The sequence below is a fragment of the Paenibacillus sp. 1_12 genome (assembly GCF_900114475.1).
In the GTDB taxonomy this organism is placed as follows: Bacteria; Bacillota; Bacilli; order Paenibacillales; family NBRC-103111; genus Paenibacillus_S.
This window is the reverse complement of the sequence record NZ_FOTE01000004.1, coordinates 385,059-403,946: the sequence shown is the minus strand read 5'-3', so window position 1 is coordinate 403,946 and position 18,888 is coordinate 385,059. Positions and strand designations below refer to the sequence as shown.

The following is an 18,888-nucleotide window of genomic DNA, read 5'->3' as shown; positions in this document are numbered from 1 at the left end:
GTTCGTCTTACTATCGTACCTACATACGAAGTTAGCTTCCTACGGAAGCCTAGACGATGCTTTCGTAGCCAGTTTTGCTGCGCAAAACTCTGAGCTTAGGCTTACGAAGTAAGCTTCCTGCGGAAGCTTAGACGATGCTTACGTAGCCAGTTTTGCTGCGCAAAACTCTACGCTTAGGCTTACGAAGTTAGCTTCCTACGGAAGCTTTAAGGAGGAATCACGTGCTTGCAGTAGAAAATTTATCACATCGTTTCCATAATGGTGCTGAGGAAACGCCAGTTCTTCACGATATTCATTTTACAATCACCAAAGGGGAAATTGTCGCTTTGCTTGGAAGTTCCGGCTCCGGTAAGTCCACCTTGCTCAATCTGATGGCAGGTCTAATGAAGCCCACACAAGGAAGCATCCTGATTAATGGTCATCCTATCGAAAAAATGTCGGAAAATAAGCTCGCCGAGTTCCGGAGAACGCAGATCGGCTTTATTTTTCAATCCTACGAGCTTATCCCCCATCTTACCGTTCGCGAAAATGTGGAGCTGCCTTTAATATTTCAAGGTATCAAAGCCAAAATCCGCAAGGAGAAAGCAATCGCCTTATTAACAAAGGTAGGGTTGGAAGAAAAAGGCGATATGTTCCCATCCCAGCTATCTGGCGGACAGCAGCAGCGAGTCAGCATCGCACGTTCACTAATCACCTCACCCGCTATCGTTTTTGCAGATGAACCGACCGGTAATCTGGATACTAAAACCGAGAAGGAAATTATCGATTTGCTTATCGAGTTAAATGAAACCTTATCCATCACCTTTGTCATCGTAACTCACGAGCTGGAAGTGGCCAAACGAACACAAAGAGTCATCCAGCTGCGCGACGGATTTTTAGTTGAGGGAGAGCCATGGGTCGGTGAAGACGAATGAATATATTTGATTATTTGCGGCTAGCTTGGGATCAGTTGAAACGGCGAGTCGTGGTTACGGCGCTTTGTACGATGGGAATTGCAATCGGTTCCGCTTCAATTGTCGTTGCGCTTTCGTTCGGAGAATCCATTAATCATTACAGCCGTGTGCAGATGAGCCAATTTATGAAAACTGATGAAATTACGATACATAGAGGAAACCCTACATCGGGTACAAGCAGCGGAGATCCTAATGAAACCAAGGCTTATGAGTTAACCAAGTCCAAAATTGATATCATGCGAACCTTCCCTAATGTCAAAGCCATTGCTACTTATCAAACACTGAATTCGCTGCAATTTGAGGTTGATCACAAGTCAGGCTACATCAATAACCTATTTGCGACGGAACTGGATACTTTGAGCGCCTTTGGTTTTGAATTTCAACAAGGCGGCCCTGCCGATCAAGAAAACGCGATTATTTTAAGCTATGGAGCAACGATGGGCCTTTTCGATGAACAGCTCTCACGCTCCAATCAGCAAGCCATGCGCAATAACTCGGACAGCGATGGAGGAAGTTACGAAAGAAATGGCCAAATGCGTTTGATCGCTTACCCTCTGTATCAAAAGCAGGTTATTTTGAAACCTAATCTCTTTGTTCCAGGAGGTATGACATCCTCCAACATTCAATTCCCGCTTCGTGTGATCGGAATATTGAAGAAGCCGGAAGGCATGTCAGACCAGGCTGCGAGCAATATGAAAACAGCATTCGTCTCCCCATCTCTCGGAAAAAAATTGCAGGAAGCGATCAATAATGCAAGCTCGGGTAATTCCAATACGAATGGAAGCAATCAAGAGCAGCAGCCAAGCCCGGAGTTCAACGAAGTCAAAATTAAAGTAACGAACAGCACCCATGTGAAAGAAATCGAGGAAGGCATCAAAAAACTGAAGCTTTCTTCCCAAACCAACCTTCATTATGAAGAGCAAATGCAGGGACAGTTAGTTATTTTGCGATTTATTTTTGGCGGAGTCGGTTTATTTATCCTGTTCGTAGCCTCAATATCTATTATTGTTGCCATGACCATGTCCACCCACCAGCGACGCAGACAGATCGGTATTATGAAGGTGCTGGGAGCTAACCTCAATCAGATTCGCAATATGTTTATTGCAGAATCCGCTATGCTGGGGCTTTTGGGAGGGGCCTGCGGCATTTTATTATCGTATTGGGTTATTTGGGGCATCAATCTGGCTGTTATTCAATTCTCCCCTTCCCAATCCGGGAGCGATCTGGAAATATTATTTATTAGCCCGTGGATATTGCCAGTCGGTTTATTTTTTGCTGTCATGACCGGAGTTCTTTCAGGTATTTATCCAGCTATCAAAGCATCCCGTACCGATGCCTTAACCGCAATCAAACGAGACTAGGAGAATCTGAGAATGAAAAAGAAAACTTGGCTGCTCGCAGCAGCCGGATTATTCATTATAGGAATAACCGTTTCCTTGTATGTTCTGAGTCACACTCCCAAGCAGAATCAGCAGAACGCATCAAAAAGCATGTCCAGCCTGACCTTTAAAGTAACCCGCGAGGATTTGGTCAGCTCTGTAGAAGTCAAAGGGAAATCCTCATATCAAAAGGAAACCTATGTCAACGCGCCATTTTCAGCCGATGTTAAGGTCTGGAAAGTAAACGAGGGCATGCAAGTTTCCAAAGGAGACCCTTTGTTTCAGCTGGACGATTCCGTACTAAGTGATGAAATCGCGCAAATTCAATCCAATCAAAAGAAAACCGAGATGGATATCCGCTTAAGCCAATTTCAGCAGGAAGCACTGAATGGAGCGGATCTTCAAACAGCCGGTATATCGGAAACGGAAGCAAAGCAAAGATATGCACAAAACCAGAGCAGAACAATGCAGGAGGATATCCATCGGCTAAATCTGGAACATATGCAAACGCAATTAGTACAAAAACAGGAAAAGCGTAAATCCGCACTGTTTACTGCACCAGAGAATGGCATCTTTTTGTTCGAAAGCACTAAGGAGCCGCAGTCGCTAAAAGAAAATGAACGTGTCGGCAAAATCGTCGATCTCACCAAGCTGCAATTAATCTGCCTCGTAGGCGAATACGATCTATTCCGTATAAAAGTAGGAATGCCAGCAGAAATCAAGGTCGACGCTTTAAGAAATACCGTACTGCAGGGTAAGGTCGAAAAGCTTTCTAAATTTGCCAAGAGCAGCACCAGTTCTAACAGCACAGCAGCCGCACAGTTCGAGGTTGTCATCTCCTTGGAGCCGAATGATCAACTAATAGCCGATCTCAGTCTGACAGCAACCATACATGCAGATAAAAAACCTAACACCTTGTTAGTCCATACGCTGGCCATACAACGCGACAAGGATAAATATTATGTGATGAAAGATAATGGACAAGGCGCACCTGTTCGGCAAGACATCACAATCGGTTTGGAAACACCGGAGAAGACAGAAATTTTGAGTGGGCTGAATGAAGGAGATACCGTCATATTGGAATAAAATGATAGATCCAGTACTCCTTACTCCCCTTCCTACTTCTCTTCCTGGTTGTCATCCAGCATGAAAACCGTTATAATCATCGGTAGATCTTAGTACCAAGTCATAATCAATGCAGGTAAGCTTAAGGGGATGAATAGTACATGCAATATGAAGATTTCAAAACGATACTATTGGAACGAAGAAGCATTCGCCGTTTCACGGAGCAGGATGTCTCTATTGAGGATATCAAGGAATTGATCGATTGTGCGCGTTATGCACCAAGCGACACGAATTCGCAAACTTGGCAATTCATAGCCGTTGTCAATCGCACAAAAATTAAAGAAATCGAACAAATGACCTGGGATCAGCTGCATAAAAAAGCGGCAGAAGCAGAGACTCGTGGATTGAGCCGTGAAGCCCGTATGCTGGTGAAGTCATTTGGCCCTTACGCTACCGCGTTCGCCGATGCTCCCGTATTGATCATCTGTTTGGCAACACCATACGCTTCTAAATTTCGCGATAAAATCTTTGATCCAATCGAGCTTGTTCACGACTCCGTGTGGGATGAAGAAGGCATTAAGAGCAGCTGTCTAGCAGCACAAAATTTGATGCTTGCTGCTCATGCTCGCGGTTTAGCAACCTGTCCGATGACAGGTCCAGTCCTGCTTGCTGCCGAGCAGATGCGTTCGTATCTCGACATTCCTGCGCAGTGTCAGATCAATATGGTCATTTCCTTGGGCTATCCAATGGATCGACCAGGCTTGATGCCTCGTAAGGAAGTTGATGAAATTTTAAGAATTGTTGACTAAGAGTCTGTCCAACGAAGCAAAGCCAGTGAATACAAAGTTATTGAGCCTTAAAAAAGGATGTTCGGAGCAGCTCACAAGTTGAGCTTGTCCGTACATCCTTTTTGTTTATTCTTAAGGTTAACCGATGCGGGACATTTCGTGTTCGTCGATTTCGTAGTTGGAATATACATCCTGTACATCATCCAGATCATCGAAGGAATCCATCATTTTGATCAGCTTCTCAGCGTTCTCGCCTTCCACCTTGATCGTATTTTGCGGTGTCCAGCTGACCGATGCCTCGGTGAACGTCAGCCCTTGCTTTTCAAGCTCGGTTTTCACCTTTTCAAATTCATGCGGATGCGTTATGATCTCGAAGCTTTCTTCCTCTGTCTTCACGTCTTCAGCTCCAGCTTCCAAAGCTTGCATCAACAGCTCGTCCTCATCCAAAGGATGCGTCTCGCGGTCAATCGTAAGCAGTCCCTTCTCGTCAAACATATACGAGACGCAACCGGACTCTCCCATGTTGCCTCCGCGTTTGTTAAATACAGCACGAACATCAGCTGCGGTGCGGTTGCGATTGTCAGTCAGACATTTAACCATGATGGCCACGCCACCAGGCCCGTAACCTTCATACATGATCACTTCGTATTCCACATTGTCACCATCACCAGTCGCCTTCTTGATGGCACGTTCGATATTGTCCTTGGGCATATCAATCCGTCGAGCACTCTCGATGGCTACCTTCAAGGCAAAATTGCTATCAGGACTGGGCCCACCTGCACGGGCTGCCACGAAGATTTCCCGTCCTAATCGTACAAACTGATTATTTTTCGCTTGGTCTGCTTTACCTTTGCGGTCTTTAAATAACTTAAATTTCATAATATAGCGCTCCCTATGGAAAAGTATCAAAGGTATCTTACCATTTTGCAGGGGTATGGGTCAAAGAAAATGATAAAAACAGCTGAAGAAAACCGAAGTTTTCATCAACTGTTTGAGGTTTGCTAGCTATTGAGAAAAGCCTGGATCTTATAATTTAACGACGTTAGCTGCTTGAGGACCACGGTTGCCTTGAGTGATTTCGAACTCAACGGATTGGCCTTCATCAAGTGTTTTAAAGCCTTCGCCTTGAATTGCGGAAAAATGAACAAATACGTCTTCGCCGCCATCAACCTGAAGGAATCCGTAACCCTTTTCTGCGTTAAACCATTTAACTGTACCTGTCATCAAAAACTACCTCCTAGAAATATCGCCATTCGAGAGCGAATAGGATAATTATAGCATCGTAAATGTTAGAAATCAATCTGTAAAGTAGTTTCCAGCGCCTCTTTACAGCTTATTTGGATATGCATAACAGCTCTGAAGAGCCTGGAATAAATGGAAGCTCAGTGAGTACAAGCTTAGTATTGAAACCTTGTTTTTCAAGCGTTACTATCAACAAATCCAAGTGAGGATATACGACCCATTGCAGCGAACGAAGCGGGTAAATGCGTACCTGTCCACCGACACGGCATACACGCAGCAGCTCTTCAACAGCACTCCGATGAAAATCATAATCGAATTGATCGTGATAGAGAAATAAAAAATGGCTGCACAACACTAATGAAAATGCTCCATCATCAAAAGGCAGCTGCGGAAGTCGGGCAGATTGATATTGCCCTTTCCCTTCCTGCAAGCGGTAATCATCTATAAATTTCTGAAGGGATTGCTCTCTTAGTTTCTTATGATTGTCCAGACTACCGTAATACGTCCAGTCAAAGTTACTTTCCAGGCGTGACAGCTTCTCAGTCGAAACTGCAATTTCTTGCAAGCCGTGGGCATAAATCGATTCGGGGTTCATATCGTACAGCGGGTCTACAGCCTGTGCCTGTATGCCTCTTGCGTTTGCTTCTGCGACGAAAGACGACGCGCCTCCAGCAACATCCAGAACAGGACCATCCTGCAAGGATAACTGCCTAAGCACAAACATACTCTCGTACTCCGCGTACGACCTGCACGTCATGGCTACACCCATTTGTTCATACTTCTGATTACTCATTCTCATCTCTCCTCAGCTATACTCAACTTGGCTTGGCTATACAGCCACAGCCCACCTATGTGAGCTTAAAGGAGATTTTAACACAGAACAATGATGCAAACAATACCATTTTAACCATTATATTTAACTTGTGAGTTTAACGATATCTGCCTTCTTACCATCGATCTATTTTTGCATATCATATAAAATTGAAGGAATAATTGAAATTATGTGAGCAATGATATACACTAAAGCAACAAAAAAGATTTGAAGTGAGGGAAATGACTTGTCTAACCACGGATTTAAGAAGCACACCATATACAAAACGGATAAATGGAACATGATGACTGTCGAGGTTCAAGGGAAAACATTAATTTTACGCGAAATATCTGATCAATGGGGCGAGGAAAGCCATACCTTTGTGAGCAGACCTGAGATGATGCATTGGGCTGAAAGTCGTTTCACCGAAGAAAAATATGCAGATCGACCGGAAGAACGGGAAGCCATACTGACAGCCTTCAAGGAAATCTAAGCTGAGCAATAAGCAGGGCTTGACTTCATGCTTGTCCTTCTATTACAATAAAGTTAATTACATAAGAATTCCTCCAAAGGGGAGTAGCTGTCACAATAAAGTCGTCATTACGGGTGTGAGCCCCGGCTTTATTGGCAACATTACGTTGTTAGCAAGACCTTTGCCTATTAGGTAAAGGTCTTTATGTTTGAAATGACCTTTACCATTACGGTAGAGGTCATTTTTTATGTAACCAAACCTAATAAGGAGATGATTCGAATGGAATGGTTAGACGCAGCTTTTTTCACAGCATTACTTAGTATTATTCTTATTGATTTGGTGCTTGCAGGTGACAATGCGATTGTGATCGGAATGGCCGCGAGGAATTTACCGAAAGAACATCAGAAAAAAGCTATTATTTGGGGTACAGTTGGAGCAATCGGGATTCGTATCGTCGCCACCTTAGTTGTCGTTTGGCTTCTGGAGCTTCCTGCTCTATTATTAATAGGTGGTCTTGTTCTCGTGTGGATCGCATATAAGCTGTTAACAGATAAAAAAGATCACGATATCCAAGCGAAAAATAAACTGTGGCCAGCGATTCAAACCATCGTCATTGCTGATGCGGTCATGGGATTCGATAATGTGATCGCCGTAGCTGGTGCCTCCCATGGCAACTTTCTGTTGGTCGTCCTGGGACTCTTAATCTCCATCCCGATTGTAGTCTGGGGAAGCACTTTATTCATCCGTTCGATGGACAAATTCCCTTGGATCATGTATATCGGGTCAGGCGTGCTCGCTTTTACAGCAGGTAAAATGTTGACTGGCGATCCCTTGGTAAGCGTGTGGTTTGCCGACAATCCAGTCATGAAATGGACCGTTCTTGTTATGATTACCGGTGGTGTACTGTTAGCAGGAATGTTCAAAAAAATGCAGAGAGCTTTGGTTTCCATCAATGCGAACGGCCATCTGTCCATACCAAAGGAACTAGTTATGGAGGCTGGAATTTCTCAGGATGACAGCTTCAAAGCTAGTCGTGACGAAAACGGCAAGCTGGTGCTCATCAAATTGAACAGCTAAAACAAGGAATTTGGGTTGGCACGGCGAACCATTTATGAGAGCAGCAGCCGCTATCACAAGCGGAGCATGCGATTCCAACGTATGAAGAGGTGTTTTTTTAGGTGAGCAATTCCGCTTCCATCCTTACTTTTATTATTGTTGCATTTTGCTTTGCCTTGATCCTGATATTAAAAAGGGATTCGTTACCGAGCGGCGTCAAGCGTCCACTTGCCATCATGGCTCTCGTAATGGTTGCCTTTGCTTTCACTTTGATCGTGTATAGTTTCTTCTCTTTACAGTAATGTGATGTGAACCGTTCATCAGCAAGAGAAACTACCTTTAAGGCGCGGCCGTTCATCCTTGTTTTACTTCGATACAAGTTTCTCTTTATGATGAGAGCATTACTTACTTCTAGAAATGGCTCCGTTCATCAGCAAGAGAAACTACCTTATAAGGCGCGGTCGTTCATCCTTGTTTTACTTCGATACAAGTTTCTCTTATAATTAACTTACAATCGGGTCATACTAGGGGGAAAATTGCAGGGAGCGTGAGCATAATGCGTTTTTTCCCCATAGTCATGACAGGTATTCTGCTTACAGGTACGATTATTTCATCCCCCGTAACGGCGGACGGCAACACCAAACCATCCAAATTATCGAGGAGGGCTCCCATGAGTCAAGTTGTTAAACGCACGGATGTTCCTGTAGAACAGCGTTGGAAGCTGGAAGATCTCTTTCCTAATCAGCAAGCATGGGATAAGGAATACAAAGAAGTTAAAGAAGCTTTACAAAAAATCAGCCAATTTCAAGGAAAGCTGAACCAGCCTGCTGCGATCAAGCAGTGTTTTGAATTGGAAGACAACATTTCTGTACATATGGAACGCCTTTACGTATACGCGAATATGAAACATCATGAAGATACAGCCGAACCGACTTATCAAGCATTGTCTGATAAAGCCAAGAAGCTCAGCGTGGAATCGGGAGAAGCCTTATCCTTTGTTTCTCCAGAAATCTTAAGTCTATCTGACGACGAGCTGCAAAAGCTGGTAAGTCATCCGGAGCTAAGCTTTTATAAGCGTACCTTGACCGAAATGATTCGCGAAAAACAGCATATTCTTTCCAAATCCGAGGAAGCACTGCTCGCACAAGTAGGCAACCTCTCACAAGCACCGAGTACCATTTTCAGTATGCTGAACAATGCTGACTTGAAGTTCCCCAAAGTAAAAAACGAGCACGGTGAAGAAATCGAGCTGACGCAAGGACGCTATATTCAATTCCTTGAAAGCCGGAACCGGGAAGTTCGTAAAAATGCATTTAAGACCATGTACGAGACGTATTCCAAAAACAAAAATACGATCGGCGCTACGCTGTCAGCTAATATTTCGAAGGATATTTTTTATTCCAAGGTTCGTAAATACCCTTCAGCCCTGGAAGCTTCCTTGTATGGAGACAACATTAATAAAGAAGTGTACACCAATCTAATCGATACGATCCATGAATCATTGCCATTAATGCATCGTTATATGGAGCTCCGCAAAAAGCTGCTGAAGGTCGATGAGCTTCATATGTATGATCTGTTCGCTCCGCTCGTGGATGAATACAAGATGGATATTACTTATGAGCAAGCTCAGGGAATGGTTAAGGAAAGCCTAAAACCTCTCGGTCAAGATTATTTAAACATTTTGCAAGAGGGTTTTGACAAGCACTGGATCGATATTTATGAAAATGAAGGCAAACGGAACGGCGCCTACAGCTGGGGAGCTTACGGTACACATCCCTACGTGCTGCTGAACCACAAGGATAATTTGAACAGCATGTTTACCCTTACTCACGAGATGGGCCACGCTATTCATTCCTATTTGTCGGATGAAAATCAAGAGTATCGCTATGCTCAATATACAATTTTCCTTGCGGAAGTAGCCTCCACGTTGAATGAAGCGCTGCTCATGGATTACATGCTCAAGAAATCAACAGATCCCAAAGAAAAAATGTATTTGTTGACCTACTACATGGATCAATTCCGTACGACGGTATTCCGTCAAACCATGTTCGCTGAATTCGAAAAAATCACCCATGAACAAGCTGAGCAAGGCGAGGCGCTCACCCCTCAGGAGCTCAGCAAAATTTATTACGATCTGAACCTGAAGTACTACGGCAAGGATATGGTTGTGGATCAGGATATCGAAATCGAATGGGCACGCATTCCACATTTTTATAACAGCTTCTATGTATATAAGTATGCAACTGGATTCTCCGCGGCAACCAGCTTTGCCAAACAAATTCTTGAAGAAGGTCAGCCTGCCGTCGATCGCTATCTCGGTTTCCTGAAAAGCGGCGGCAGCGATTATTCAATCAATATTTTGCAGCGCGCAGGTGTGGATATGTCAACACCTGAACCTATCAAGCAAGCTATGGATGTATTCAAAGGGCTCCTGGAGCAAATGGAACAATTAACAAAGTAGTACACTCAACAAGACTGCTAACGTTCATCATGTTCGCAGTCTTGTCGGTTATTTGGCGCTAAAGGAGGAAGGCTTGGCATGAAGACCCAATGGATATTTATCAGTATTTTATTTTTTGGATTACTGACGGCCATTTTTGCTGCGATCAATACGGAACCGGTTAATGTACATCTCATATTTGCAGATATGCAGCTGCCCCTCATTATTATCATTCTCGGCTCTACTCTGCTCGGCGGTTTGATCCTTGGATTGATGGGCATGAGCAAGCAGTACAAATTAAAACGGACGATCAAACAGCTCGAGAAACAGCTCAATGAGGCACAAATGGCACATGCTGTTCCATCATCGTCAGCAGTTCCTACTGATACGGCCCCTTTCCCTTCAACCAATACATCATTAGGGAAATTACCTTCTTCGGAAATATAAGCAAGAGTCATATTAAAAAGCCATTTTAAATGTTGGTCGTTAAAGCCGTTCCCATCCGATGGGACGGCTTTTTGGTTTGCACAAAATTTAATGGATGATCTCTGGAACATATTACCTCTTTGTTACGTTAGAGCTTGTAGGAAGTACATGAACGAAACCATTAACAAGGAGGTAAAAAATGAAAAAAGCAATAGTGTTGGCGTGTCTTCTGGCAACTACGGTTATCTCGTTCGGGGTCTCCGCACCACCTGCAGCTTCAGAAAGTGGTACAGCTATCGGCTTAAATGTAAACGGGAGTCATGTTTCCTTCAGCTCTATGCCTCTTTTAATTGACAATACACTGATGGTCCCTTTGCGTGATTTATCGGAATCACTGGGTGTACAGATCGATTGGGACGGGAGCTCACAAACTGCCGCAGCCATTAAAGGAACTCACAGCATCAAACTGACGATAGATAGCAAACAAGCCTTTCGCGGGGAAACACCTGTAAATCTGGAAGCAGCGCCGCGCCTGCAAAATGGCAAGTTGTTCGTTCCTTTACGTTTCTTTAGTGAATCATTCGATTTTAATGTGTATTGGGATGGGCTGAACAAATCTGTCGCGATTGTAGATGCGGATAAAAGCTTGCCTACGATCGGCTCCGCTGACCAAATGCAGGAGTTGTTTAAAGATTATGCAGCCGGTGGCGGCGGCATATACGGCACCACAGACACGATGATGACGAAGTCAGTTATGCCTGTATTTACTGGGGTACAGGAACAATCGAATACTATAGAGCGGTCTTCAAGCAGTGCTTCTGTATCAGCTCCCGCTCCTCAAGCAGCAGCGGCAGAATCAAAAGCAGATTATTCCGCTACTAACGTTCAGATTGAAGGCGTCGACGAAGCGGATATTATTAAAACAGACGGTACTTATATTTATCAGGTTAATCGCAACCGTGTCATCATTGCTAACGCTTACCCTGCTGACCAAATGAAGGTCACACAAACCTTGACATTTGAAGATAAAAACTTTAGAGCCAAGGAGCTGTACATCGATGATAAGCATATGGTAGTCATCGGTACGACATTTTATCGTAATATCGATCCTGTTGTACCTGTGGACAAACAAGTTGCCCCAACAGCGTCCGTATCCACACCTGTCCAGCAGTCGACAGTTTCTTCATCTTCCGCTGCAGCTCCACCGTTATCCGTTTCACCAGTACCTATACTTGTACCTACTGAAAACATAAAGATCATATCTCTACCGGGTGTTAATCTTTCACGAAGCACTACTAAAGCTATTGTGTACGAGCTTGGTGACCGCACACAGGTGAAGAAGCTGCGCGAGGTTGAGCTTGATGGTAATTATGTATCTTCTCGCAAGGTTGGCTCCTCGCTGTATCTTGTCTCTAATAAAGGTTTCAATATTTATCCACTGCTGCGCGGTGATATATCATCGACGAATAAAGCAGAAGCATTAAAAAGCTCAGCACCTGCGTATAGAGATTCTGCTGCTGGGGATGCCTTTATCAGCATTGGCTATGAGGATATTCGTTATTTTCCCAAGTCAGTGCAGCCTAATTATTTGTTAATTGGCGGATTCAATCTGGATCAGCCTGAGCAGAAGCTGAACGTTTCCAGTTACCTCGGCTCCGGTCAGCAAGTGTATGCATCACAATCCAACCTGTTCGTTACGACTAATGAGTATACACCTGCGGTCGAGCAGACTAATACAGATGACGAGCCTCTAGCAAAACGACGGATAACGGCAGGGGAAACAAGCAGCGTTATTTACAAATTTGCAATGGATCAAGGCTCCATTCGATATACGGGCCGCGGCAAGGTTCCAGGACGCGTCATCAACCAGTTTGCGATGGATGAAATGAATGGCAGCTTCCGAATTGCCACGACGACCGGATTTGCTGGACTCGATGATGAAATGACTTCCAAAAATCACATGTATGTCCTGAATGAGTCGATGAATGTGGTAGGACAAATTAATGATATTGCACCCGGCGAGCAGATTTATTCTGTCCGCTATGCAGGCAATCGTGCTTATATGGTCACATTCAAGACCGTCGATCCGTTGTTTGTTATCGATCTGCAGGAGCCGCAGGCACCGAAAATACTCGGTAAGCTCAAAATACCGGGCTACAGCAATTACCTGCATCCTTATGATGATACTCATCTGATCGGCTTCGGTAAGGATGCGGTCGAGGTTTCAACCAATAATGGATCTAATGGATCTACACAAACAAATGCTTATTATCAGGGAATGAAGATGGCGATGTTTGATGTAAGTGATGTCGCTAATCCGAAGGAACTATTCTCGGAGAGCATCGGTGACCGCGGCACGGATTCTGAACTGCTGCGTAACCACAAGGCGCTGCTGTTCTCCAAAGAGAAAAACCTGCTGGCCTTCCCAGTCACTTTAATGGAGACCAAAAATAATGCACCATCGACCACAAACCCAACAGCATCTGTGAATAATATACCACGCTACGGCGATTTTACGTTTCAAGGTGCTTATGTATATCAAATTGATGTGGCAAACGGTTTTCAGCTAAAAGGAAAAATAACCCATTTGACCAATGATGATTACTTGAAATCCGGACAGTTCTCTTACAATGGCCAACGCAATATCCAGCGGATTCTATATATAGGAGATGCGCTTTATACATCTTCAGAGCAAATATTAAAAGCAACCGACATCACTTCCATGAATGACTTAAAGTCCATTACCTTGCCTTGATCAATGAAAAAAAAACCGATCTTCCCACCTGCCGAATGTATACATAGGCTGGTGGAAGATCGGTTTTTTTTTGAGGTTTCAGGGTCATCTGCCATTGACTTATGAAAGTTATCTCTTTATTTCCAAATCTGCTATCATAGATATAAGTAAATGAATCCCATGCTCACAGCCCCGCCAATTGCGGAGCTTATAACATTGACAGCGTCATTCGTCATCCAGACAGCCCCACGAATACGAACTGCCTGTGTATCGTTGCAATGACGGTTTATTTCTATTTCCTTACCGCATACCGGGCAGCGATACATTACCTGCAGTACGGCTCCGAGCCATGAATCCGACAAGGAACCTGCCATGCCACCCAGAGCACCCAATAACAGCAGCCCGATAAAGCCCATCGTTGTGGTGACAGCGATTGAAGCAGCAGAGGACCCGCCAATAGGCTGTCCCCAACCCGTACTTGTAAAAGCCCAGCCCGCAGCACCAATCAATAAACCACCGCAAAAGGAGGCGGCAAGCCCAGCAACAGTTATTCCACCAGAGGTACCTGCTGGCACTCTTCGCCCGCTCACAATGGAGCGTGGCAATGAGCGGCTTAAACCGCCGATTTCTGTCGCCCATGTATCTGCATTAACTGCGGCCATAACACCTATAAAAGCAGCCCACCAAAGAGAGTGCGGCCATATACTGTTACCCAAACAAAGCAGTGTTCCTAAGCCTCCGTTAGCTGCGACCTGTCCAGCATCCCTCCTACCGGATTTTGCATAATTACTTTCAACCGCTGCTTTACGCTTATGCTTCCACTTCGTAAGCAAGGTGGACGTAAGGAAAAAGACCATCAGCGTCCCATACCACGGCAAGCCTCCAAGCGCATACAACAAAGTACCTACGATCACTGCAGCGACAGCTCCGGAGACAGATAAAGATTGTTTGCGCCAGGCGATGCCTGCTATTAACGAGCTGCAGATCAAGCCGATCAACCAGTCTATCATTAATTATTTTCCCCCATTATTCGATAAAATTCTACAAAATATATTTACAGAACTATAGCATTATAATATGATTTTCTTAGTTGAAAAACGTAATATCCCCAAGGAGGGTATTCAAGTGAATGAAGCTAATCCATTTGGGACACGCAAAATGAAGAAAGACCTCGAGCCCGAAGAAATGCTTCTGATTATTTTTGATTATGCAGCAAAAATAGCAAACGAACGAAGACTAGATCACTTGATCATGCTGATGGCCGACATGGGCCGTGAGATGGTCGTTTCTGACCGATGTACGGTATGGCTTATTGATAAACAAAACAATCAATTGTATTCCACCGTTGCCCATGGCGTTCCCCAGCTCAGACTTCCCAGAGATGCAGGACTGGTCGGGCACTCGATTACAACGGGACAACCCATTTTTATAGAAGATGCCTATGAAAATCCCGAGTTCAAGGATGTATTGGGAAGTGGCGCAATTGCTATGGATCTCAAAACTGGCTATCGTACCAAAGCGCTGATGGTCATTCCGTTTCGTAATAATGAGGGCGAAATCATGGGTGCTTATCAGGCTGTTAATAAGCTGACCGTGGAGGAAAAATTTTCCAAAAAGGATTTGGAGCATCTCACATTGGCTGCCTCCTATGCAGGAAAATCACTCGAATCCGCCCTGCTCTCCAATGAAATTGAAGAAACCCAAAAAGAAATTATTTTCACAATGGGCGTGATCGGTGAAAGCCGTTCAAAGGAAACCGGCAATCATGTCAAGCGGGTAGCCGAATATTCTTATATCATAGCTAAACAATTAGGTATTAGTCACGAGGAAGCCGAATTATTAAAAATCGCTTCGCCAATGCACGACATCGGCAAGGTTGCCATTCCTGACTCTATATTAAAGAAGCCAGGCAAGCTAACGAATGAGGAATTCGACATAATGAAAACGCACACCCAAATCGGGTATGGGCTGTTGAAAAATTCGACGCGTCGGATATTAAAAACAGCTGCTATTGTCGCACATCAGCATCACGAAAAATGGAATGGACGCGGTTATCCATTAGGCTTACAAGGTGAAGAGATTCATATCTACGGACGCATCACAGCTATTGCTGACGTATTCGATGCCCTTGGCAGTGAGCGCGTTTACAAGCAAGCCTGGGAGCTGGATCGTATTCTCAATTTGTTCAAGGAGGAACGTGGCGAACATTTCGATCCCGTGGTGGTTGATGCGTTTATAGCACAGCTGCCAGAGATACTAAAGGTACGTGAGTCGTATTCGGATATAGCTTTGGCTGAAAAGGACAAAGGAGGAATCGCTTAATTGAGCGATCCTCCTTATTTGGTCTCCCATTACGTTAATCCAATTGTAAACTCGCCCAAAGTCTCTGAGCCCCACAACAGCTGGAACTTGTCACCTGGGTGAACAGCACCGACACCAGCAGGTGTACCCGTGTAGATGATATCCCCTTTACCCAAACCATAATGTTTGGCGATATAATCGACGATAACCTGAAGATTAAAGATCATATCATTGATATTTCCGCGCTGAGCTTCAGTGTCATTGATCCGCAATGAAAACTCCGTTTGTCTTATTCCCTCAAAGCCTATGAACGGACGAAGTTCCGTTAACGCTGCCGAATTCAAAAAACCTTTGGCTGGCATCCATGGCTGGCCCTTTTTTTTAATGACGGATTGGACGTCACGCAGTGTAAAATCAATCCCAAGCGCCATCGTATCAATCAAACTGTCGACGGTCATACCAGCTTGATAATCTTGTCCGACATGCAAAACCAGTTCCGTTTCGAAATGGACCTCTCCTCTGTCCCCGGGAAGCGCAATCGTCTGCCCATGGATTGGAGTTAGGGCATGAGTCGGTTTCATGAAAATCATCGGTTCCTCAGGAATGTCATTCCCAAGCTCCGCAGCATGCAAGCCATAATTGCGTCCAACACAATAAATATTGCGAATCAAATCCATGATCCAACACTTCCTTTGCTTCTATCTAATAAAATCTACTATTTAAGATGAACTAAACATCATGACAGCAAAAAGGCGCTGCGAAAGCAGACCCCTCTTCCAATCGCTGTTGCAGCCAGATTCTTTGTATTCTTAGTCCCATAGGGGTAAGAATCCGTCTGCAAAGACGAACACTTCGTTTCTCCAGAAGGGTCTGCTTTCTCCGCTCGGGCTGTGTGTTTAATTGGTTCATCTTATATAGCCTATGACTCAAATTATAGAACAGACGTCCCCAATACTCAAATGGATATATGAACTACAACCTAATCTTGATTAAGAATACGTTTCTTAAGTACAAATACCTATCGCAATTATAGGCTTTATATCTTGGACAGCTGTTTATTTGTAGCGTAAAGTAGGAAGCACAGTCTGTATGTGAAGGGGCCGTCATCATGTTGCAAACGTTTTTTTCTACGATTTATCAAGTATTTCTTCCAATTTCATTACCTGTAATCGGTGGGATGCTGCTTAGACGCTACCGAGGACTGGACACGAAAGCCATATCCGCGCTATCGCTGTATGTGCTCAGCCCGGCATTGATCTTCGATACGCTGACAAAGGCTCAGCTGTCGTTTGATGATGTTTACAAAACAGTCGCCTTTAGTATCCTCAATTTGCTTATGCTCTGGGGAATTGCAAGTATACTCGGACGTGTGCTTAAGCTCCCGCCGGCAGAGCGTGCCGGTTTAACAATGGTCTCCACGTTTACGAACAGTGTCAACTATGGTTTGCCGCTAGTGCTGCTGGCGTTTGGTCAGCTTGGCTTGGAAAAAGCTTCTGTTTATGTCATTGGACAAATTTTTATCGTGAATACGATTGGTGTTTATTTCGCTGCTCGGTCCCACTTTTCTGTTAGGCAGGCTATGAAATCCATTCTTACACTTCCCTCTATTTATGCAGCAGCATTGGCCGTAATCGTTCGTACAGTTCACATCGGTGTTCCTGAAGGATTGGATAAAGGAATCATGATGCTTTCGGCCGCGTACGCCCCTGTTGTGCTGACCGTCCTAGGCGCCCAGATGATTAACGCCCGTTCTGCAGCATGGAAGCCAGGCCTGCAGAAGGCACTGTGGGCCGGTATCTCCATTCGCCTTCTGCTGTCTCCGCTTTTGGCGCTGCTCGTATTAGTCGTTCTAGGTATTGACGGTACTTTATTTTCTGTGCTTTTCATTTTGGCTTCGATGCCTGCTGCCGTTAATGCCTTTATGCTCGCCGAGCAGTTTGACGCTTCCCCTCAGTTCGTTGCACGCTGCATCCTGTGGACAACATTAGCTTCATTCCTCGTATTGCCTTTTGTGATCGCTTTGATTCAATAATTATTAGCCGCTTGAGGATTTTCCGCTGCGATATTTTTGGCGAAATTCCCTCGGCGGCATTCCGATCTGCTGCTTGAACAATTTGTTATAATAACTCACATCACCAACACCTACCCGCTCCGCTACACGAATCACAGGTTCATCCGTCTCTCTCAACCATTTTAAAGAAGCATGAATGCGAACTTCATTGCGGTATTCGGTAAATGTTTTGCCAATCGCCTGCTTGAATTTATGTGTAAAGCTGGTCTTGCTCATTCCACACATCTGACAAATCTCTTCCAGCTGAAACGGCTCCGCATAATGCAGCTCCAGAAACGCACAAAGCTCACGAATCGCTGAATGCTCAGGGCGAAACAAGAGCTGTACCAGCCGCTCTTCGTAGCAACGACTCAGCCACACCAACAACTCAATCAGCAGTGCTTTAATCGAGATCCGATAGCCCAGCGCCTTTCGGTCAAATTCCTCAATGATCCTTTCCAGGCGAAGCTGAACCTCTTGGGCTTCGGGAAGTGACAATTTGAGATGGGACTCGAAATCGGCCTTTTGCCTAAGGAAGGGCTCCACATAAAAAAAATTCATGAACGAGGAAACCTTCGACAAAGCCTGCAGCTCGGCATCAAGGAACGATGAAATAAACAAAATATTATAAACCTTGAGCGGAGCTCTACCGATGACTCGATAATCATGCTCCACATCCGGTGGTATGACGAAAATATCCCCTTTGGAAATTGGATAAGAGTGCCCCTTATACAAATGCTCGCCAAAGCCGTCCGCCACATAGACAAGCTCAATAAAATCATGGGTATGCGGATTCATAACTCTCTCTGGCAAGGTTGGATAAGGGAATGCTGCAAAAGGAAACTCTTCGCTCTCCAAGTATTTTTCCTTCGGATAGAGCATGTTTGATCCTCCTCCAGTGATTAAGTTCCGCTGCGCCGCGAAATATCCTTTCGTGTCCATGCTTACAAAGCCAGTTAGCTTAAGCAGACTATCAGCTGTAAGGCGAACGCGAACGCTTCTCCACGATTATTTAGTCGCATCGCTCATTATTGTAGACGAGCCGCTTATGCATAACAAGTCCCCTCTTGCCAAATAGAGCCGCAAGCGGTCAATATTCCGGGTTTTGTGGCCGATATTCCAAGAAATACTCATCAAATCTCCTTATACTTATAGGATTGAGACTGAAGGA

General features: G+C 44.6%; 18 protein-coding genes. 12 read left to right on the top strand and 6 right to left on the bottom strand.

Annotated elements, in window-relative coordinates:
* The first annotated feature begins 221 nt into the window (after positions 1-221).
* From BM210_RS12185 to BM210_RS12170, 4 genes are all read left to right on the top strand, one after another.
* Positions 222-914: an ABC transporter ATP-binding protein gene (locus tag BM210_RS12185; RefSeq protein WP_091168253.1), complete on the top strand. Its 693-nt coding sequence runs from the start codon at positions 222-224 to the stop codon at positions 912-914.
* Complete coding sequence (locus BM210_RS12180; RefSeq protein ID WP_091168250.1) at positions 911-2,314, top strand: ABC transporter permease; 1,404 nt, start codon at positions 911-913, stop codon at positions 2,312-2,314. The genes BM210_RS12185 and BM210_RS12180 overlap by 4 nt, the downstream gene beginning before the upstream one ends.
* Positions 2,315-2,326: 12 nt before the next feature.
* Positions 2,327-3,418, top strand: a complete 1,092-nt coding sequence (locus tag BM210_RS12175; protein WP_091168249.1) for an efflux RND transporter periplasmic adaptor subunit — start codon at positions 2,327-2,329, stop codon at positions 3,416-3,418.
* A gap of 140 nt (positions 3,419-3,558) precedes the next feature.
* Entirely contained in the window at positions 3,559-4,206 is a 648-nt protein-coding gene (locus BM210_RS12170) for a nitroreductase family protein (RefSeq protein WP_091168246.1), read from the top strand.
* Between the two features lie 117 nt (positions 4,207-4,323).
* On the opposite strand, the gene BM210_RS12165 is transcribed toward BM210_RS12170, so the two are convergent.
* The 3 genes from BM210_RS12165 to BM210_RS12155 all read right to left on the bottom strand — a co-directional run bounded on the left by BM210_RS12165 (position 4,324) and on the right by BM210_RS12155 (position 6,220).
* Positions 4,324-5,064: a YebC/PmpR family DNA-binding transcriptional regulator gene (locus tag BM210_RS12165; protein WP_256223537.1), complete on the bottom strand. Its 741-nt coding sequence runs from the start codon at positions 5,062-5,064 to the stop codon at positions 4,324-4,326.
* A 147-nt stretch (positions 5,065-5,211) separates the two neighbouring features.
* Positions 5,212-5,409, bottom strand: coding sequence for a cold shock domain-containing protein (locus tag BM210_RS12160; protein ID WP_076229182.1), 198 nt, complete (start codon positions 5,407-5,409; stop codon positions 5,212-5,214).
* Positions 5,410-5,518: 109 nt separating this feature from the next.
* The gene (locus tag BM210_RS12155; RefSeq protein ID WP_091168244.1) at positions 5,519-6,220 is read right to left on the bottom strand and encodes a class I SAM-dependent methyltransferase; all 702 of its coding nucleotides are present in this window, start codon (positions 6,218-6,220) and stop codon (positions 5,519-5,521) included.
* Between the two features lie 319 nt (positions 6,221-6,539).
* On the opposite strand from BM210_RS12155, the gene BM210_RS12150 reads away from it, so the two are divergent.
* The 6 genes from BM210_RS12150 to BM210_RS12125 all read left to right on the top strand — a co-directional run bounded on the left by BM210_RS12150 (position 6,540) and on the right by BM210_RS12125 (position 13,387).
* Complete coding sequence (locus tag BM210_RS12150; RefSeq protein ID WP_091168494.1) at positions 6,540-6,731, top strand: hypothetical protein; 192 nt, start codon at positions 6,540-6,542, stop codon at positions 6,729-6,731.
* Between the two features lie 258 nt (positions 6,732-6,989).
* Positions 6,990-7,787 (top strand): TerC family protein, encoded by a 798-nt coding sequence (locus BM210_RS12145; RefSeq protein ID WP_091168492.1) that lies wholly within the window; start codon positions 6,990-6,992, stop codon positions 7,785-7,787.
* Positions 7,788-7,888: 101 nt separating this feature from the next.
* On the top strand, positions 7,889-8,068 hold the full coding sequence (locus tag BM210_RS35355; protein ID WP_091168242.1) for a hypothetical protein: 180 nt from the start codon (positions 7,889-7,891) through the stop codon (positions 8,066-8,068).
* A gap of 368 nt (positions 8,069-8,436) precedes the next feature.
* Complete coding sequence (gene pepF / locus BM210_RS12135) at positions 8,437-10,227, top strand: oligoendopeptidase F (RefSeq protein WP_256223536.1); 1,791 nt, start codon at positions 8,437-8,439, stop codon at positions 10,225-10,227.
* A 78-nt stretch (positions 10,228-10,305) separates the two neighbouring features.
* Positions 10,306-10,653, top strand: a complete 348-nt coding sequence (locus tag BM210_RS12130; protein WP_091168236.1) for a LapA family protein — start codon at positions 10,306-10,308, stop codon at positions 10,651-10,653.
* A 178-nt stretch (positions 10,654-10,831) separates the two neighbouring features.
* Positions 10,832-13,387 carry a beta-propeller domain-containing protein gene (locus BM210_RS12125; protein ID WP_091168234.1) on the top strand — a complete coding sequence of 852 codons (2,556 nt, stop codon included), beginning with the start codon at positions 10,832-10,834 and terminating at the stop codon, positions 13,385-13,387.
* Between the two features lie 134 nt (positions 13,388-13,521).
* Here the strand turns inward: BM210_RS12125 and BM210_RS12120 are convergent, their stop codons facing one another.
* Positions 13,522-14,376 (bottom strand): DUF92 domain-containing protein, encoded by an 855-nt coding sequence (locus BM210_RS12120; protein WP_091168231.1) that lies wholly within the window; start codon positions 14,374-14,376, stop codon positions 13,522-13,524.
* A 115-nt stretch (positions 14,377-14,491) separates the two neighbouring features.
* Here BM210_RS12120 and BM210_RS12115 point away from each other — a divergent pair, with 115 nt between their 5' ends.
* Positions 14,492-15,688: an HD domain-containing phosphohydrolase gene (locus BM210_RS12115; RefSeq protein ID WP_256223534.1), complete on the top strand. Its 1,197-nt coding sequence runs from the start codon at positions 14,492-14,494 to the stop codon at positions 15,686-15,688.
* A 29-nt stretch (positions 15,689-15,717) separates the two neighbouring features.
* On the opposite strand, the gene BM210_RS12110 is transcribed toward BM210_RS12115, so the two are convergent.
* Positions 15,718-16,347, bottom strand: coding sequence for a fumarylacetoacetate hydrolase family protein (locus BM210_RS12110; protein WP_091168227.1), 630 nt, complete (start codon positions 16,345-16,347; stop codon positions 15,718-15,720).
* Positions 16,348-16,775: 428 nt separating this feature from the next.
* Here BM210_RS12110 and BM210_RS12105 point away from each other — a divergent pair, with 428 nt between their 5' ends.
* Positions 16,776-17,699 (top strand): AEC family transporter, encoded by a 924-nt coding sequence (locus tag BM210_RS12105; RefSeq protein ID WP_091168225.1) that lies wholly within the window; start codon positions 16,776-16,778, stop codon positions 17,697-17,699.
* 3 nt (positions 17,700-17,702) lie between these two features.
* On the opposite strand, the gene BM210_RS12100 is transcribed toward BM210_RS12105, so the two are convergent.
* Positions 17,703-18,599, bottom strand: a complete 897-nt coding sequence (locus tag BM210_RS12100) for an AraC family transcriptional regulator (RefSeq protein WP_177237776.1) — start codon at positions 18,597-18,599, stop codon at positions 17,703-17,705.
* Positions 18,600-18,888 lie beyond the last annotated feature (289 nt).

Bases quoted from the DNA above. Each gene is read 5' to 3' on its own strand.
- BM210_RS12180 (WP_091168250.1), top strand. From the start codon at position 911: ATGAATATATTTGATTATTTGCGGCTAGCTTGGGATCAGTTGAAACGG.
- BM210_RS12175 (WP_091168249.1), top strand. From the start codon at position 2,327: ATGAAAAAGAAAACTTGGCTGCTCGCAGCAGCCGGATTATTCATTATA.
- BM210_RS12170 (WP_091168246.1), top strand. From the start codon at position 3,559: ATGCAATATGAAGATTTCAAAACGATACTATTGGAACGAAGAAGCATT.
- BM210_RS12165 (WP_256223537.1), bottom strand. From the start codon at position 5,064: ATGAAATTTAAGTTATTTAAAGACCGCAAAGGTAAAGCAGACCAAGCG.
- BM210_RS12160 (WP_076229182.1), bottom strand. From the start codon at position 5,409: ATGACAGGTACAGTTAAATGGTTTAACGCAGAAAAGGGTTACGGATTC.
- BM210_RS12155 (WP_091168244.1), bottom strand. From the start codon at position 6,220: ATGAGTAATCAGAAGTATGAACAAATGGGTGTAGCCATGACGTGCAGG.
- BM210_RS12150 (WP_091168494.1), top strand. From the start codon at position 6,540: ATGATGACTGTCGAGGTTCAAGGGAAAACATTAATTTTACGCGAAATA.
- BM210_RS12145 (WP_091168492.1), top strand. From the start codon at position 6,990: ATGGAATGGTTAGACGCAGCTTTTTTCACAGCATTACTTAGTATTATT.
- pepF (WP_256223536.1), top strand. From the start codon at position 8,437: ATGAGTCAAGTTGTTAAACGCACGGATGTTCCTGTAGAACAGCGTTGG.
- BM210_RS12130 (WP_091168236.1), top strand. From the start codon at position 10,306: ATGAAGACCCAATGGATATTTATCAGTATTTTATTTTTTGGATTACTG.
- BM210_RS12125 (WP_091168234.1), top strand. From the start codon at position 10,832: ATGAAAAAAGCAATAGTGTTGGCGTGTCTTCTGGCAACTACGGTTATC.
- BM210_RS12120 (WP_091168231.1), bottom strand. From the start codon at position 14,376: ATGATAGACTGGTTGATCGGCTTGATCTGCAGCTCGTTAATAGCAGGC.
- BM210_RS12105 (WP_091168225.1), top strand. From the start codon at position 16,776: ATGTTGCAAACGTTTTTTTCTACGATTTATCAAGTATTTCTTCCAATT.
- BM210_RS12100 (WP_177237776.1), bottom strand. From the start codon at position 18,599: ATGCTCTATCCGAAGGAAAAATACTTGGAGAGCGAAGAGTTTCCTTTT.